This is a genomic window from Anaerostipes sp. AF04-45, from assembly GCF_003461725.1.
In the GTDB taxonomy this organism is placed as follows: Bacteria; Bacillota; Clostridia; order Lachnospirales; family Lachnospiraceae; genus Anaerostipes; species Anaerostipes caccae.
In genome coordinates, this window is record NZ_QTXQ01000001.1 from 81835 (window position 1) to 97161 (window position 15327).

Below are 15327 nucleotides of genomic sequence, written 5' to 3' on the forward strand. Positions count from 1 at the left end.
TTACAGCCGGTCCGTTCCTCCGAATAATTCTACATAATGTTTCAGCGCCGTCTTCCAGCCCTTTGTCCCTTCCACGATGGCATCGTACAGGTTAGCATTCAAATTTCCAAACTCTCCCTTTTCAGCATCCTTCGGTATGTGGTCAAAGTTCACTCCGAGATAAGATTTCAGGGAAACGACTCCCTCCGCACTCAAATCTGTAAACAGATTGACTTTCTGGATTCCTGTCTCTACTGCTTTTTTCAAATTCTCATCTCCGGTGCCGGAACCGCCGTGAAGCACTAATGGAATCTCAATGCTCTCACTCAGCTCTTTCAAGAGCTCAAATTCCAGATGCGGAGTCCCTTTATATACTCCATGAGAAGTCCCCACAGCCACAGCCAGGCAGTCAACTCCTGTCTCTTCAATAAAACTTAATGCTTCTTTTTTGTCTGTAAGCCCGGAGTCTCTGGTTGATTCATATTCAAATCCCTGTCCCACATGCCCAAGTTCCGCTTCCACAGAGACACCCACCGCATGGGCTGCCTTGACGATTTCTTTTACTTCCCGTACATTCTCATCGTAAGGAAGTTCGGAGCGGTCTACCATAACGGAACTAAATCCGCTTCGGATGGCGAGCATGATCTCCTCATACGCCCCGCCGTGGTCCAGATTCAGCGCCACGCACGCCTCCGGGTATCTTCTCTCATAAAATCTGCTGATATAAGCCAGTTCCTCAATCCCATGGCATCCGGCGCCGTCTAGAATAACCGGCGCTTTGAATTCTGCGGAAGTCTGAAATGCAGCTTCTATTGTCTTATCGTTAAATACATTGGGCGCAGCCACGCCGTAATGTTCCTGTTTTGCTTTCTTTAAAATATCCGCCATTGAAATGATCATGTTTTATCTCCTCCTAATTTAAAATAATCCGATTGCTGAACCAAGCAGACACAATCCAAGAAGAGCAAATACCACTCTTCCGAATTTCTGTCCTTTTTTCCTAAAGAATATGTAGATCCCTACGATTAAAAGCAGCGGAAGCAGTCCCGGCAGAATACTGTCTAAAATGGCCTGTACCGTGGTCGTGGAACCTCCCATGGCAAACTTGATCGGAATTTCCAATTTTACTGTACTGGCTGACAACGCTCCCATCATAAACAGTCCGAGAATACTGGAACCTGTGATCAGCTGTTTGATCCATCCGGACTCCAGCAGCATGGATACCGCGTTTCTTCCGAGTTTATATCCAAGGTTGGTCAGGTAAAATCCTTCCATAAACGGGATGACTGCAAACATGAAACATATGAAAAATCCTGCAATTCCTCCTTTTGCACTGAAGCCTGCTGCCAGGGAAAAGATCAGCGGCTTCCATGTTCCCCAGTCAATGGTATCGCCGATGCCGGCCAAAGGCCCCATCAGCCCTGTCTTGATACCTGTGATGGCCTCGTCTGCCACTTCGCTGCCCTTTGCCTTCTGCTCCTCCATAGCAATGGAGATTCCCAGCAGCGGAGAACCCCAGATACCCTGGGTATTAAAGAAGTTCAGGTGCCGCTGAAGAGCTTTCACATAATCTTCTTTTTTGTCATAGAGTTTCTTTAAGATTCCTGAGATTGAATAGCAGAACGCCACGGTCTGCATACGTTCATAGGAATTGGACACTTCCACAGTATTGTACCAGCGCAGATACGCTTTCCTTATATCCTTTTTGGTGATTTCTTTGTTTTCCATAGGTACCTCCTCCCTATTCGTCATCGTCGTCACAGATCTGAAGTTTCTTCACCCGCTGCATGATCTCTTCCTGTCCGTCGTTCTTCATAAATAAAATAACCAGCGCAATACAGATTCCAAAAACCGCGGCTGCCATCGTGTTGATCTTTAAATACTGAACTGCAAAGTATCCCATGAAGTAGAACGGAAGCAGGGATCTCTGCCCGATGACGAACAAAATGATCGCAAAACCAAGGGCAGGCAGCACGCCTCCTGTTACTGAGATACCGTGGATGATCCACTGAGGCATGGCATTCAGGAATTTCTCCACAACGTCCGCTCCGAAATAGTTGGCGATGAACACTGGCGGGAATCTCATCAGGAATCCCACTGCCATCGGATAAATAACAGCACACCGGAACAGTCCTTTTTCATCCCCTGCCAGGGCATATTTATCGGCGACATGGGCCCACCGTGCATTGACGGTTCTTCTTAACTGGTCCAGGAAAACTCCCAGAACCCCAAACGGCACGGCCAATACTACCGCAGTAGCCGGATCAGCGCCGATTTTCATGGCGATGGGTATAGCGATCACACCCGCCAGACATTCATCCGCCGGAACATTTGCTCCCGGGGAGATGATTCCTACATATACAAGTTCAATGGCGGCACCGATCATCATGGCCTGAGGCACATCTCCCATCAGCAGGCCGATAGGAAGTGCCATAACCAAAGGCTGTTTCAGCACATAATGAAAGGTATAGCCCGGTGCTCCTCCCGCAAACCAAAACCATATACCCACAAAAACGGCAATTACAAAATTCATATCTTTCCCTCCTAACTTTCTCTGTATTTTTTCTCAATCTCGGCAAACGGCATTTTCACTTCCTCCGGCACGATATGGACCGCAACTTCCACCCCGCTCTGATCAAATTCCCGGAGCAGAGAGATATCTTCTTCTCCCAGCGAAACCGCTCTCAGGATCACCTTTTTATCCGATGCCTTGGGCAGTCCGCCCAGCTGGACATATTCCATCGGCACACCCTGTTTGTACAGTTCCAGACATGTTTTAATGTCCTTAAACAGAAGCATCACTTCTCCATCTTTATACTGGTTCTTTTCCCAGAGCCTTACGGCTTTCGGGATGTCATAGATTTTTACTTTTACATCTTTAGGCGCGGACGCCTCATAGATGTGGATCATAAAATCATCTTTTGCCAGTTCATTGTCTACGATAATAATTTTTGTCACCTTATGTATCTTGCGCCATTTGGTGATTACTTGTCCGTGGATCAGTCTGCTGTCAATCCTTACCAATGATATCTTCGCCATATGCTATCCCTCCTATTTTGATTTTTCATAGATTGCCATGCAGTCCTCTTTCCTAAGTGTTACAAAGCCTCCCACCGGACCGTATTTCGTGCAGTTCTCTGCCATTTCTTCGATTCTGTCACCGTCGATTCCTGCTTCTTCCAATGTTACCGGCATACCCACAGACCGGAAAAAATCCCGTGTCCTTCTGATGCCTTCCAGAGCCGTCTTTTCAGGATGATCCATGTTGTTTTCCACGTTCCAGACATTCACCGCATATTTCACAAAACGGGTCACATCTGTCTTGTACACATACTCCATCCAGTTCGGGATGATGATGGATAAGGTAGCTCCGTGTGTCAGACCATAGAAAGCCGTAATTTCGTGTCCAAGCATATGGCTGCCCCAGTCCTCGCTTCTTCCCACTCCCAAAATCCCGTTGTGGGCAATGGTCCCGGTCCACATGATTTCTGCCCGGCCCGCATATTCCTGAGGGTGGCTAAGCACTTCCGGGAGACAGCCGATCACTGTCTTCATCGTGGCCTCGCAAAGCCTGTCTGTGAAACCGCAGTCCGGCTCCAGTGTAAAGTACCGCTCTGCCACGTGTGAGAAAATATCCACCCCTCCTGCCGCTGTCTGGTAAGCCGGCAGAGAATAGGTAAGTTCCGGATTCATGATGGCAAACACCGGTTTAATGTTGTCTCCGGATGCGGCCCTCTTGGAATGTCCTCCCTCAGAGTTCGTGACAACCGTTGTATTGCTGGCCTCGCTTCCTGTCGCTGGGATCGTGAGGATCACTCCGACAGGCAGTGCCTCTTCAATCTGTGCTTTTCCCACAAAGAAATCCCACACGTCCCCCGGATAAGAAACTCCCATGGCAATGGCCTTTGCGGAATCAATAACGCTCCCTCCGCCTGCCGCCAGGATAAAGTCCAGTTTCTCTTCCCTGCAAAGCCTGATGCCCTCTCTCACCATTTCCACATCCGGATTGGCTTTCACGCCGCCCAGTTCCACGTATTCAATCTCATTTGCCTTCAAAGAACGGATGATCCTGTCATACAGGCCATTTTTTTTGATATGTCCTCCTCCATAGTGAAGCAGGATCCTTTTGCCGTACTTTTTAATTTCTTCCCCCACGCTGTTCTCTGTGTCTTTTCCGAAGATAAAATCCGTCGGACAGATAAATCTGAAGTTCTGCATGATATTCTTTTCTTCCTCCTTATTCCTCTAAGTCTCTGTTCTTTTCCCTGCCCCAGGAAAGCACCTCTTTTGCAAGTTTCTTCCCGCTCAGTTCTTCCCTGAGTTCTTCGGCCGCTATGAGCATTTCCATTCCCAGACCGCAGAGGGCATGTACATTTTCATAGGTCTTGCTGAAAACAGCCGCCACGTTAGAAGTTGTTCCCCCATTTAAGTCCGAGATCAGCAGGATATCCTGCCCTTTGCTCTTTTCAATCACCACCCTGATCTTTTCCATGTAGTCAGCCAGCGCATCCTCCGGTTCCAGGGCAAATGCCTCTGCATCGCGGATCTCTCCCACGACCAGTTCCGCCGACTTTATCAATTCTTCACCCCAGCACCCGTGGGTCAAAAGCAATAGTTTTGTCATACTTCACCTCGAATCATCTCTCTTGTCAGACTGACAGGTTCACTGTCCGGGACCATCTGAACAAATATTTTCGTTCCCTGGTCCAGCAGCCGCATCATCTCTTCCCCCTCCTTTTCTCCGATAAAAACATTGTCACAAATTTTTTTCTTCCCCCTCATATAAGGGAGCCGGCCAATGTTGACGGATTCTGTCAAAATTCCCGCATCGGCCAGTCTGCACACTGTCTCCAGTTCTTTGATCAGTATAAAAATGTCTTCTGTATCCTCTCTGATCTTCGTCCGTCCTTCAATTACCGTCAAAAATTCCGCTTTCACATTCCCCGGCACCGACATCTTCAGCACACTTTGGATCACAGGATCTGCTGCCACCTGGTTGTCCACGATAAAAAGCCTCTCACATCCTGTCTTCTTTAGCCATTTCAGCAGAACCTGCCCATGGATCAGCCTCTCATCCACCCGAAAATATTTCATATCGATCACAGCTTCCTTTCTATCATCCGATGAGCTGTTTCACATTGACAATACCTGTCTTACCAGCTTCCATAGCTACTTTTGGCATGCTGCGGAGGGTGCCGTCTTCCCGTTCTTCCAGGACTGAGATAAGCATAGGAAGATTTAATCCTGTGACACACTCAAGGCCTTCCTGCTTCAAACAGGACGCCGTCACGTTACACGGACTGCCTCCGAGCAAGTCCACCAATACAAGGACTCCTTCGCCGTCGTCCAGCTCTTTTGCTCTTTCTTTCACCTGTCGCGTCAATTCCTCCACATCATCCCCATGATTCAGCGTGAGCGCTTCAAGCTTTTCCTGCCTGCCAAAGACAAGCTCCATGCTCTTGATAATCGCCTCGCTGAAGTTTCCATGGGTTACCAATAGTACTCCAATCATAAGTTCACCTCCGTTTCGTGTTTGTCATTTATATATAGAGCAAAAACCATGCCAACTTAGTGTGTTATGACATTTTCACCAGTTCTGCGGCTTGCATTCGAACTGATGAAAATGGACGTAATATCTGCCAGGGAGGGTGTTCTTTATTTTTATTTGTGGTCTTTTTAATAAAAATAAATTCTCTAATTATACGACAAAGGACCGGAACACTGCTGCATGTTCCGGCCCTTTGTTCTGCCTGTCTTCTTTTCTTATTTAAATATCTTGATGGCCTCATGGATTTTTGTAAAATCTATCTCACAGAGTCCCTGAAAGATCCCCATCGGAACTGTTTCATCAAATCCATAGATGCTCAGGTCTGCGTCCTGTTTTAAATCGTAAACCAGTATCCTTTTTTTATCCGGATCTATGATCCAATACTCTCTCACTCCGGCCTCTGTGTATTTTCCTAACTTGATCGTCAGATCCTTCTTTTTTGTTGACTCCGACAATATCTCGGCGACGAAGTCCGGTGCTCCTAAAATTCTGCCCTCTCTGAACTTATCGCGGCTGCATACGATCATAATGTCCGGCTGTACGACTGTCTTGTCATCACAATCCAGCTGTACGTCAAGGGGTGCCTGGAGGGGGATACAGTCTCCTCCCTGCCTGTCAATAAAATCATATATTCTGCGGTACAGCTGTCCGGCGATCATCTGGTGGACATAGGTCGGAGCTCCCATGTCGTAGATAATCCCGTCAATCAGTTCGATCCTTCTGTCCGCAGAAATAGCATCATAATCTGAAATGGTGCAGTTTTCCGCAGTACTGCCCGAAATATAATCTGCCGATTCTCCCAGTTCTGCTTCGGATTCCCTGTTAAGGACTTTTTCCAGCGCTCTCAGTGTCTCATATCTGGGAGATTTTGTGACTCCCCCGAAGATTTTCTGCACTGTGCCTACAGGTACTCCCGACAATACTGAAATCTGCTCGTAAGAATACCCTAATTCTATTTTCCTTTGTTTCATTTCTTCCATCGTCATAGAACCCCTCCTTCAATGCCGCATACACCACACTTAAATTATAACCGCTTTATATCCGTAAAACAACCGCTTTTTCTCCATATTTATGCCATTAAAAAGTCTGATTATTCTTGTTTTTATCTGTCATTAGGAGTAAAATATAGTTATCAACTCATATTAAGAACGGACTATAAAGACATTGGAAAGGAGGATTTTGTCGATCGTATCCATACAATTTTATACCCCAAAAAGGAGGGACTGCGATGGAACTTCAGAAACTGCATTATGATGTGGCAGACGGAATTGCGACTATAACAATGGACTATCCGAAAAACTTAAATGCCATCGACGAACAGATGGCAGATGAACTGATTTATGCCGTAGAAAAGGCTGAGTCAGATCCGGATGCCAGGGTTGTGGTATTAAAGGGCGCACCGAAAGCATTTTCGGCCGGCGGTGATATCGGCTATTTTTATGACCTGATCAAAAGCGGCGGCGACATCAATATGGACGGACTCATCGGCAAAGTTGGAAAGGTTACAAATGGCCTGAAATCCATGAGTAAGATGGTCATTGTAGCAGTCAGCGGCGCTGCGGCAGGTGCAGGTTTCAGTCTTGCTCTTTCCGGCGATTTCATCATTGCGGCAGACAACGCAAAGTTTATTATGGCATTTGTAAACATCGGGCTCGTTCCGGATACCGGCGGTGCTTATCTTCTTGCAAAAGAGATCGGCGAAAAAAAGACGATGGAACTGTGTGCCACCGGACGTCCTGTAGATGCCCAGGAGGCCAAAGACCTTGGTTTTGTTTATAAAGTCACTGCAAAAGAAGATCTGGATGCGGAAGTTTACAAATTTGCCAAAAGATTAGCATCCGGACCACAGGTATCCTATAAAAATATCAAGAAACAGATCTATGCTGCGGCATTCTCTGATTACGAACGCTATCTGGATGATGTGGAAATCCCAACGCAGCATGAGTGTTCCAATACAGAAGACTTCAAAGAAGGCTGTTCTGCATTCATGGAAAAACGGAAACCTGAGTTCCAGGGAAAATAGGCAGCACACTGAAAGGAGGTAACGATATTGATCTCAAAAGTAGTGTCTAAAGAAGAAGCAATCGCAAAATTCCATGACGGCCAGACGATCATGTTTGGCGACTGGCATGGAGAGCACTCTGCAGAAGAGCTGATTACCGGAATGCTGGAAAAAGGGGTAAAAGACATTTCCGCTATCGCTGTATCCGGCGGTATGCCTGACCAGGGACTCGGAAGGCTGATCCACGAAAAGCTGGTAAAGGATCTGATTACAACCCACATCGGTCTGAATCCGGAAGCCCGTGATCAAATGTTTGCGGGTGAGTTAAATGTAGAATTTGTTCCACAGGGTACTTTTGCAGAACGCATCCGCTGCGGCGGAGCAGGTCTGGGCGGCTGCCTTACTCCCACAGGCGTGGGAACAGATATCGAGAAAGGAAAACAGAAACTGACCATTGATGGGAAAGAATATCTCCTGGAGCTTCCGCTCCACGCAGATGTTGCTCTGATCAAGGCATGGAAAGCCGATACGATCGGAAATATCGCTTTCCGATACACCGGAAGAGCCACTAACAGCTACATGGCTTTTGCAGCAGATATCGTCATTGTCGAGGTTGAAGAATTGGTTGAAGTAGGAGAATTAGGTCCTGATGATATTGATGTGCCTGCTCCAATCATCGATATGGTTTACGTAAGAACCGGCGAAAAGAAACCTTTCTGTCCGATGTGGCAGCGTGCGAGAGCAAAAGCAGAAGGAGGTGGAAAGTAATGGCAGGACTTACTGGACGTGCACTGATCGCATCCCGTTGTGCGAGATTTTTTAAAGACGGAGATTTTGTTAATTTAGGAATCGGGGTTCCCATGATGTGTGTCAACTATCTGCCGGAGGGTGTAGAACTTTGGCTGGAGGCCGAGATCGGCATTGTCGGCTGCGGTTCCACACCAAAGTGGGAGGATGCAGATCCGGATATTATTGATGCGGGAGGCCAGCCTGCTTCCATCATCAAAGGAGGCAGTATTTGTGACCACACGACTTCTTTTGCTTTCATCCGCGGCGGCCATGTTGACGCAACCGTACTCGGAACGCTGCAGGTAGATCAGGAAGGAAATATAGCCAACTGGACCATTCCCGGCAAACTTGCCCCGGGCATGGGCGGCGCAATGGATCTCTGCGCCGGTGTAAAAAAGATTATTGTTGCTACTGATCACTGTGAAAAGAGCGGCGCTTCTAAGATCCTAAAAAAGTGCACTCTTCCTCTGACCGGAGCTAAATGTGTCACTGACATCGTAACCGAACGGTGTTATTTTGAGGTGACGGACGAGGGGCTGGTCCTCAGAGAATTAGCTCCCGGCTATACGGTGGAAGACATTCTCGCCTGCACAGAGGCTGATGTGATCGTGCCTGATGAAGTGGGAGTTATGGAATAATGGCAATTTCTACATAATTTCCGTTCGGCACTTATAATGCCTCACTCCAATCATGCAGAAAATGGACGTAATATCTGCTGGATAAGCACCTATCAAACAAATGCGCGGCATAAACGGCAGTAATAAATTTTTATTTTGGAAACAGGCAGCAAAATTCTAAAAATTTGCTGCCTGTTATTTATAATTCTATTCCCTGCTTCTCTTTATTACCTGAATGCCCACCAATGAAATTCCAAGAATCAGAATCAAGAATTGTATATCTGCCGAATCTCCGGTCTTTGCCATAGGCTCTGTCTTCTTTCTTACTCTTTTTTGATACTCCCATTTAGGTGCCTGTTTCTTTACTGTCCTGTCTTCGTTTTCTTCTGTCTCAAACCCATTCTCCGCAGTTGTCCCAGATTCCTCCGATGTTGATTCTGTTCTCTTAGGCTCTTCTTTCCATTTTGCTTTCAGCGTCATATTTTCATACACCGGATCTCCAAAGTTCCATTCTGTTTCGTTTCCATCCTTGTCTGTATAATACCAGCCTTCTAATACATAACCCGCTTTTACCGGATCTTCAGGTTTTTGTACCTTCTTTCCGCTGTCCGCGGTCTGCATTTGGGGCGGTTCGCTGCCTCCATCTGTGTCAAAGGATACTTCCACTGTTCCAGTAAGCAAGATTTCCACTGTCACTTTTTCCCCTTCCGGTGTCTCATAGGTCAATAGAAATTTCCCTGTATTCTTTGATGTTTTTGCCTGGTTGATGGCTTTCAGCTGTTCTTCGTCTATCTTAAAATCTTCCAGCTTTAAATTATTCCCATCCTTGTCTTTGCCCTTTACACCGCACAGCTCTTTTATTTCTTCTACTCCGAAACCTTCTCCTCCGGTCTCTTTTTCCACATTATTAGCCCCTACCATGCCGGATGCAGTTCCGCTGTCCGGAGCCGTCACATCCGTTCCATTTCCTCTCAAAGAGACTGTAATGACTACCTGAGTGCCCTGTTCTGTTGCGATTGTCAGAGGATAGTCACCAATCTCTCCGTTTTTCTTGGCCTCATTGATGACATTGATCTGATCCCTGTCGGGCAGTGTAAAATCTTCCAGATCAAATGGAATGCCGTCCTTGTCTTTCCCGTTTGCTTTCGTCAGTTCTTTGATTTGTTCGTCAGTAAACCCTTCACCGCCGGTTTTGCTGATCACATGGTTCGCACCCAGCTGTTCTCTGCTGTCCAGATCAATTTTATTTTCATCCCGGAATGGACCAAAGTAAACCATCGTAAAATATTTATCTACCTTAATATCCTGCTGCTCCTGAAATGGGGATTCCTCTGTAAAATCATACTCTGTTCTCAGAAGTCCCGTCCTGGATGTAGCCCTGATAGCCAGAGTCCGGGACTGCGCATATGTTTGTCGCAGTACCTGGTGTCTTCGTACCGTATTTACCGCATCCGATTCCCGGCATAGATGTATTCTTGTCACCGACAGCTTTGACCAGCGTGCTGCCTCCGCTGATAACGATGTTGGAAACATTGAAGCCCTCCGGTGTTTTCTCCCATTCTGACTCCGTCGTCTCAGCACCACCGGACCCGATACCGGGAGAATATTTCCCTCCGGACGCATAAACTGTTCCTCCCGTAATATAGATTCCGTCTACCGGAGTTACCTTTCCTCCTCCGATGCCTGCGCAGAGGGTTCCCCCTTTCGCAGTGATGATACCTCCCTCTATGCGAATATTTTCTGCATATTGTTTTGTATCGGTTCCCCCATTGGCATAACTTCCGCAGGCTGCGCCGATGGCACAGTTATGTTCTCCTGCCTGTGCATTAACAATACCGCCTTTGATGGTCAGATTGGAAAATCCGGATTCTTCCTTTACTGTTCTGTTTGCAATGATATTTCCGATGGCCGTTGTATGCATTTTGGTTCCTTTTGCCTCCAAAGAACCACAGGTGTCTTTATCGCACTGATGCCCCTTCTCTCCTGCATGTTCACACTGAATGATAAGCTCAGTTTTATCCATGCCTTCTTTCACTAAGGCTCCATAGTTCTGTACACCACAAGAAAGCATGTTGTTCCCCACCAATGTAATTGTCACATTGGCATGTGAAACGTCCATGCAGTTTTTGCTTCCGCTGTTGCTGGTGACACTGACATTGTCCAATGTAATATCTGTCGTGACTCCTGCTTCGACTTTTATATAATATGAAGTGGTTTTTCCGATAATCCGGTAGCCCAGAGGGTTTAAAGATGTCTCACTGCTTGTACCCCCCCCCCCGGTCGCTCCGGTACTTTTAATAATAGCACTTCCTTTGCTTACATCCAATAATGTCTGGCCGTCAGCCGTTTTTTTACAGGCTTCTCTATCTGACTGATTCTGCTCCTTTTAATCTCATGTTCTTCCTGCTGTTCATTCGGAATCTGCTCTTTTACAGTTTTCATAAGTACTACTGTATCCAACCTCTGATCAGCTTCTGTTGTTTCTGTTATGCCTTCCACTGAACTCTCTACATCCTGAGTTCCTGCAAAAACAGTTCCCTGAACTGCAGCCATGACCAATGCCACAGCGAATATCCAGATTTGTCTTTTCTTTTTCATCTTTTCTTTATCCCCCTGTTTTAAAATTTTCCCACTTCGAGTTTTTATATCAGGTACTCACTCTTTATAAAAAAGTTAGTTTGCAAGAGGAAAAGAAAACCAGGCAGCAAAAATAAATTTTCGCTGCCTGATGCTGTATACCCACAGGGTACACCGTGTTTTATATCCTTCGGGTGAACGCGCTTTGCGCGATATTTTCGAAAAATGGCACCTTCTGTTTAGCCACTATTCTTATCCAGCAGACACTACGTCCATTTTCTACACGATTGTAGTGAGGCATTCTAAGAGCCGAACGGAAATCGTGTGGAAAATGTCATCAGTTTTTTTCTTTTCGCACCGGCCGGATATATTTAAAATGTTTTTCCGGATTGAAATAAAAATAAATGATTCTGCCGGGAGTCAGGTCATAGCGATATCCGGTTCCTTCAAAATCAAATTCTGCCATTGCCTTTTCAATCTTTTCCTCCACACTTCGGTTTTCCTGCTCATAATCGAACGGACCGTGCTCGAATACTACATACTCGGCTTCGGGAACATCCATCAGCTGCATCTGAGGCGGTACCTCGCCGGTGTAATCCGCCGGAAGACGCACACCATGAGACTCCGTGCGCAGAAAACCCCAGTCACAGAGTCTGCCGTCCGGATCATTGATATATGCCATAATCTGGCCGCTGCCGCTGTTAGGCTCACTCCCGCCATCGTCATCCAGTTTTCCCTTGATGCTGTCAAGCAGACCGCAGATTGTCTCATAGTCCTGCCCGGGAATGAGATTTTGTTTCTGCCAAAAATCCCAATACCCATTGCTCTCATAATTCTTAATATGCAAATATTTGTGTGCGGGAATCGTTACAAAATAAATTTTAATATCATCTTCAGATTTCTTCATGCCGATTTCTCCTAATCCAAAAAAGTAGCGGTCAAACGGAGTGATTTTTGTACGAAGAACGACTGGCTTCGGCCTTTTCCGGTATTCACTCGGAGTCACGCCGTATGTTCTCTTAAAGGCTCTCGTAAAAGCTTCATGTGACGAAAATCCATAATCAAACGCAATATCCAAAATGCTTTTCCCACTGTCCCGCACTTCTTTCAGCGCAAAGGCCAATTTTCTGAGCCGCAGATAATCCCTGAACGGAATCCCCGATATTTCTTTAAACTTTCTTGTTGTATAAAACTCTGAATAACCCAGCCTTCGGGAAAGAAAGCACAGTGTCAGCGCTTCATCATTGTAGTTTTTAATACATCTGTCGATCTCATCAACGATCGTCTGGATCTGCCTCTGCCACTCATACATTCGTCTGTTCACCTCGTTTCAACCACCCTAAATTTATTATAAAGAAATAGACTGGCTTCGGCTTGATTTCACTTGCTGTTATATATCTTATCTTTTATTGTGGACATCTGTCAAAAAACCGGAACACTATTCTGAATAGCGTTCCGGTATGTGTTTTATCTTATCTTCTTGTTTAATAAAATTCCTGCTCCTGCCAATGAACCTCCAAAGAGAATCAGGAAAAACAGACTTCCCTTTTCGTCTCCGGTTTTGACTGTTTTCTCCTCAGATTGCTCTGTCTTTTTTCTTTTGCTGTACTCCCAGTTCGGCACCGGCTGTTCGGTTTTAACTGGCTGTTCTGAATTTACCGGTGTTTCTGTGGTAACCTGATTTTGCTCTGTGACTTCTGGCTTCGGTTCTTCTTTCCATCTGGCTTTCAAAGTCATGTTTTCATAAACAGGTTCTTCAAAATCCCACGGGACTTCATTCCCTTCTCTATCTGTATAATACCATCCTTCAAAAACATATCCCTCTCTTGCCGGGTCCGTTGGTTTTTCCACTGTTTGGCCGCTGTCTATGCTCTGCATCTCCGGAGCCTTCGTTCCTCCTCCAGTGTCAAATGAACTCTCCACTGTTCCGGTGAGCAGTACTTCCACCGTTACCATCTCTCCCTCCGACGTCTCGTAGGTCAGCGGAAACTTTCCGGTCTTCTTTGAAGTCTTTGCCTCATTGATTGCATGAAACTGATCTTCATTAATCTTAAAATCTTCCAGTTTCAGATTATTTCCATCTTTATCTTTTCCTTTGATCCCGCACAGTTCCTTAATCTCTTGTATCTCAAAGCCTTTTCCTCCGGTCTCTTTTTCTACATCATTGGCTCCTATCATTCCGGAATCTGTATCACTCCCTGGCACTGCAGCATCTGTACCGTTTCCTCTTAAAGATACCGTGACCGTTACCTGAGTTCCGTTTTCTGTGGCAATGGTCAGCTGATAATCTCCAACTTCTCCTTTTTCTTTGGCCTTATTGATGGCATTCATCTGATCCTTGTCCGGCAGGGTAAAATCATTAGTATCAAATGGATTTCCGTCCTTGTCCTTGCCGTTTGCCTTCACCAGCTCTTTGATCTGCTGCTCGGAAAAGCCTTTTCCTCCGGTCTTGCTGATCAGATGATTGGCCCCCAGCTGTTCTTTTGTCTCTGAGTTTATTTTATTTTCATCCCGGAACGGGCCGAAATAAACCATGGTAAAATATTTATCCACCTTAATATCCTGCTTTGTCTGGAACGGAGATTCTGCTGTAAAATTATACTCTGTCTCAGAAATGCCGTCCTGAATATATCCCTGATATCCTGCATCCGGTTCTGCAGTAATATTCACTGCCGTACCTCTCACTTTATTGTCATACTTCCGGCCGCAGCCAATTCCCGGCATAGCGGTATCTTTATCACCGACGGCTATGACGAGGGTATTTCCTCCTGTGATCTCAATATTTGACGCATTCATCGACTCAGGATCATTCATGTCAGCACCGCCTGCGTCTGAACTGATCCCTCCTGAACCGATCCCCGGAGAATGGGCACCTCCGGATGCATACACCGTCCCTCCCGTAATATAAATGCCGTCCACCGGAGTGGCTCTGCCGCCTCCAAGCCCGGCACAGTCTTTCCCTCCTCTGGCTGTTACGACTCCTCCTTCGATCCTGATATTTTTGGCATATTTATTCTGATCCGTTGCAGAATTGTGTGTATAACTTCCGCAGGCTGCTCCAATCGCACAGTTGTGGCCTCCTGCCTGTGCTTCCACAATACCGCCTCTGATGGTCAGATTAGAAAATCCCGCTTCTGAGCCAATGGTCCGGTTTGAAGTAATATTTCCGATTGCCGTTGCATGTTCACACTGAATGATTAATCTGGAATCGTCCATTCCGTCCTTGACCAAAGCGCCATAAGCTGTCGCTCCGCAGGACAAAAGGTTATTCCCCACCAGTGTAATCGTTACATTGGCATGGGACACGTCCATGCAATTTTTAGTTCCGCTGCTGGTTACACTGACATTATCCAGAGTAATGTCCGTCGTAACGTTCGGTTCTACTTTTATAATATTCGAAGTGGTTGTACCTGTAATCCGGTAGCCTTTGGGGTTCAAAGATGTCTCACTGCTTGTACCCCCCCCCCCGGTCGCTCCGGCGCTTGTAATGCTGATGTTTCCTTTGCTTACATCCAATAAGGTCTGCCCGTCTGCCGCCTTTTTTATGGGCTTCTGCATCTGCATGATTTGTTTCTTCCCAGTCTTTTTGATCTTGGGCTGCTCCTGCTTTTCATCTGAAATCTGCTCTCTGGCAGTTTCCATGAGCACTTCCGTCTTCAGAAGTTTGTCAGCCTCTGTTGTTGTTTCTGTCACAGCTTCTGCTGTACTACCGGACTCCTGGTCCTCTGCAAAAACAGTTCCCTGTACTGCCGCCACAGCTAACACTGCGGCCAATATCCAAATGCGTCTTTTCTTCTTCATCTCTGTATTCCCCC

At 46.4% G+C, this 15327-nt stretch carries 17 protein-coding genes; 3 read left to right on the top strand and 14 right to left on the bottom strand.

What is annotated here, in order from left to right; translation table 11 throughout:
* The 9 genes from DWV34_RS00360 to DWV34_RS00400 form a co-directional block, all read right to left on the bottom strand.
* A complete protein-coding gene (locus tag DWV34_RS00360; protein ID WP_006568725.1) occupies positions 1-879 on the bottom strand; it encodes a class II fructose-bisphosphate aldolase in 879 nt (292 codons plus the stop codon).
* 18 nt (positions 880-897) lie between these two features.
* The gene (locus DWV34_RS00365) at positions 898-1707 is read right to left on the bottom strand and encodes a PTS system mannose/fructose/sorbose family transporter subunit IID (protein WP_022261182.1); all 810 of its coding nucleotides are present in this window, start codon (positions 1705-1707) and stop codon (positions 898-900) included.
* A 13-nt stretch (positions 1708-1720) separates the two neighbouring features.
* Positions 1721-2512, bottom strand: coding sequence for a PTS mannose/fructose/sorbose/N-acetylgalactosamine transporter subunit IIC (locus DWV34_RS00370; protein ID WP_006568727.1), 792 nt, complete (start codon positions 2510-2512; stop codon positions 1721-1723).
* Positions 2513-2523: 11 nt separating this feature from the next.
* Positions 2524-3018, bottom strand: a complete 495-nt coding sequence (locus DWV34_RS00375) for a PTS sugar transporter subunit IIB (RefSeq protein WP_006568728.1) — start codon at positions 3016-3018, stop codon at positions 2524-2526.
* Positions 3019-3030: 12 nt separating this feature from the next.
* Positions 3031-4197, bottom strand: a complete 1167-nt coding sequence (locus DWV34_RS00380) for an iron-containing alcohol dehydrogenase (protein WP_006568729.1) — start codon at positions 4195-4197, stop codon at positions 3031-3033.
* A 19-nt stretch (positions 4198-4216) separates the two neighbouring features.
* Positions 4217-4603 carry a PTS sugar transporter subunit IIA gene (locus DWV34_RS00385; protein WP_006568730.1) on the bottom strand — a complete coding sequence of 129 codons (387 nt, stop codon included), beginning with the start codon at positions 4601-4603 and terminating at the stop codon, positions 4217-4219.
* Positions 4600-5073, bottom strand: a complete 474-nt coding sequence (locus DWV34_RS00390) for a PTS sugar transporter subunit IIB (RefSeq protein ID WP_006568731.1) — start codon at positions 5071-5073, stop codon at positions 4600-4602. The genes DWV34_RS00385 and DWV34_RS00390 overlap by 4 nt, the downstream gene beginning before the upstream one ends.
* 22 nt (positions 5074-5095) lie before the next feature.
* Positions 5096-5491 (bottom strand): PTS sugar transporter subunit IIA, encoded by a 396-nt coding sequence (locus DWV34_RS00395; RefSeq protein ID WP_006568732.1) that lies wholly within the window; start codon positions 5489-5491, stop codon positions 5096-5098.
* Between the two features lie 251 nt (positions 5492-5742).
* The gene (locus tag DWV34_RS00400) at positions 5743-6513 is read right to left on the bottom strand and encodes a Uma2 family endonuclease (RefSeq protein ID WP_006568734.1); all 771 of its coding nucleotides are present in this window, start codon (positions 6511-6513) and stop codon (positions 5743-5745) included.
* Positions 6514-6755: 242 nt separating this feature from the next.
* Between DWV34_RS00400 and DWV34_RS00405 the strand changes: the two genes are divergently transcribed.
* From DWV34_RS00405 to DWV34_RS00415, 3 genes are read left to right on the top strand one after another with little or no spacing between them, the layout of a single operon-like run.
* Positions 6756-7550: an enoyl-CoA hydratase/isomerase family protein gene (locus DWV34_RS00405; protein ID WP_006568735.1), complete on the top strand. Its 795-nt coding sequence runs from the start codon at positions 6756-6758 to the stop codon at positions 7548-7550.
* A gap of 27 nt (positions 7551-7577) precedes the next feature.
* A complete protein-coding gene (locus DWV34_RS00410) occupies positions 7578-8297 on the top strand; it encodes a 3-oxoacid CoA-transferase subunit A (RefSeq protein WP_009289219.1) in 720 nt (239 codons plus the stop codon).
* Positions 8297-8956 (top strand): CoA transferase subunit B, encoded by a 660-nt coding sequence (locus DWV34_RS00415; RefSeq protein ID WP_006568737.1) that lies wholly within the window; start codon positions 8297-8299, stop codon positions 8954-8956. Before DWV34_RS00410 ends, DWV34_RS00415 begins: the two co-directional genes overlap by 1 nt.
* Positions 8957-9142: 186 nt before the next feature.
* On the opposite strand, the gene DWV34_RS17935 is transcribed toward DWV34_RS00415, so the two are convergent.
* From DWV34_RS17935 to DWV34_RS00435, 5 genes are all read right to left on the bottom strand, one after another.
* Entirely contained in the window at positions 9143-10213 is a 1071-nt protein-coding gene (locus DWV34_RS17935; RefSeq protein ID WP_006568738.1) for an InlB B-repeat-containing protein, read from the bottom strand.
* Between the two features lie 61 nt (positions 10214-10274).
* Positions 10275-11261, bottom strand: a complete 987-nt coding sequence (locus DWV34_RS17485; protein ID WP_243000793.1) for a hypothetical protein — start codon at positions 11259-11261, stop codon at positions 10275-10277.
* Complete coding sequence (locus tag DWV34_RS00425; protein WP_009289221.1) at positions 11252-11533, bottom strand: hypothetical protein; 282 nt, start codon at positions 11531-11533, stop codon at positions 11252-11254. Before DWV34_RS00425 ends, DWV34_RS17485 begins: the two co-directional genes overlap by 10 nt.
* A gap of 316 nt (positions 11534-11849) precedes the next feature.
* A complete protein-coding gene (locus DWV34_RS00430; protein WP_022261184.1) occupies positions 11850-12824 on the bottom strand; it encodes a helix-turn-helix transcriptional regulator in 975 nt (324 codons plus the stop codon).
* Positions 12825-12979: 155 nt separating this feature from the next.
* Positions 12980-15313 (bottom strand): InlB B-repeat-containing protein, encoded by a 2334-nt coding sequence (locus DWV34_RS00435; protein ID WP_243000794.1) that lies wholly within the window; start codon positions 15311-15313, stop codon positions 12980-12982.
* Between the last annotated feature and the right edge of the window lie 14 nt (positions 15314-15327).

Bases quoted from the DNA above. Each gene is read 5' to 3' on its own strand.
- DWV34_RS00380 (WP_006568729.1), bottom strand. From the start codon at position 4,197: ATGCAGAACTTCAGATTTATCTGTCCGACGGATTTTATCTTCGGAAAA.
- DWV34_RS00365 (WP_022261182.1), bottom strand. From the start codon at position 1,707: ATGGAAAACAAAGAAATCACCAAAAAGGATATAAGGAAAGCGTATCTG.
- DWV34_RS00370 (WP_006568727.1), bottom strand. From the start codon at position 2,512: ATGAATTTTGTAATTGCCGTTTTTGTGGGTATATGGTTTTGGTTTGCG.
- DWV34_RS00360 (WP_006568725.1), bottom strand. From the start codon at position 879: ATGATCATTTCAATGGCGGATATTTTAAAGAAAGCAAAACAGGAACAT.
- DWV34_RS00395 (WP_006568732.1), bottom strand. From the start codon at position 5,491: ATGATTGGAGTACTATTGGTAACCCATGGAAACTTCAGCGAGGCGATT.
- DWV34_RS00435 (WP_243000794.1), bottom strand. From the start codon at position 15,313: ATGAAGAAGAAAAGACGCATTTGGATATTGGCCGCAGTGTTAGCTGTG.
- DWV34_RS00385 (WP_006568730.1), bottom strand. From the start codon at position 4,603: ATGACAAAACTATTGCTTTTGACCCACGGGTGCTGGGGTGAAGAATTG.
- DWV34_RS00375 (WP_006568728.1), bottom strand. From the start codon at position 3,018: ATGGCGAAGATATCATTGGTAAGGATTGACAGCAGACTGATCCACGGA.
- DWV34_RS00405 (WP_006568735.1), top strand. From the start codon at position 6,756: ATGGAACTTCAGAAACTGCATTATGATGTGGCAGACGGAATTGCGACT.
- DWV34_RS00425 (WP_009289221.1), bottom strand. From the start codon at position 11,533: ATGAAAAAGAAAAGACAAATCTGGATATTCGCTGTGGCATTGGTCATG.
- DWV34_RS00415 (WP_006568737.1), top strand. From the start codon at position 8,297: ATGGCAGGACTTACTGGACGTGCACTGATCGCATCCCGTTGTGCGAGA.
- DWV34_RS00430 (WP_022261184.1), bottom strand. From the start codon at position 12,824: ATGTATGAGTGGCAGAGGCAGATCCAGACGATCGTTGATGAGATCGAC.
- DWV34_RS17935 (WP_006568738.1), bottom strand. From the start codon at position 10,213: ATGGTTTACTTTGGTCCATTCCGGGATGAAAATAAAATTGATCTGGAC.
- DWV34_RS00390 (WP_006568731.1), bottom strand. From the start codon at position 5,073: ATGAAATATTTTCGGGTGGATGAGAGGCTGATCCATGGGCAGGTTCTG.
- DWV34_RS00400 (WP_006568734.1), bottom strand. From the start codon at position 6,513: ATGACGATGGAAGAAATGAAACAAAGGAAAATAGAATTAGGGTATTCT.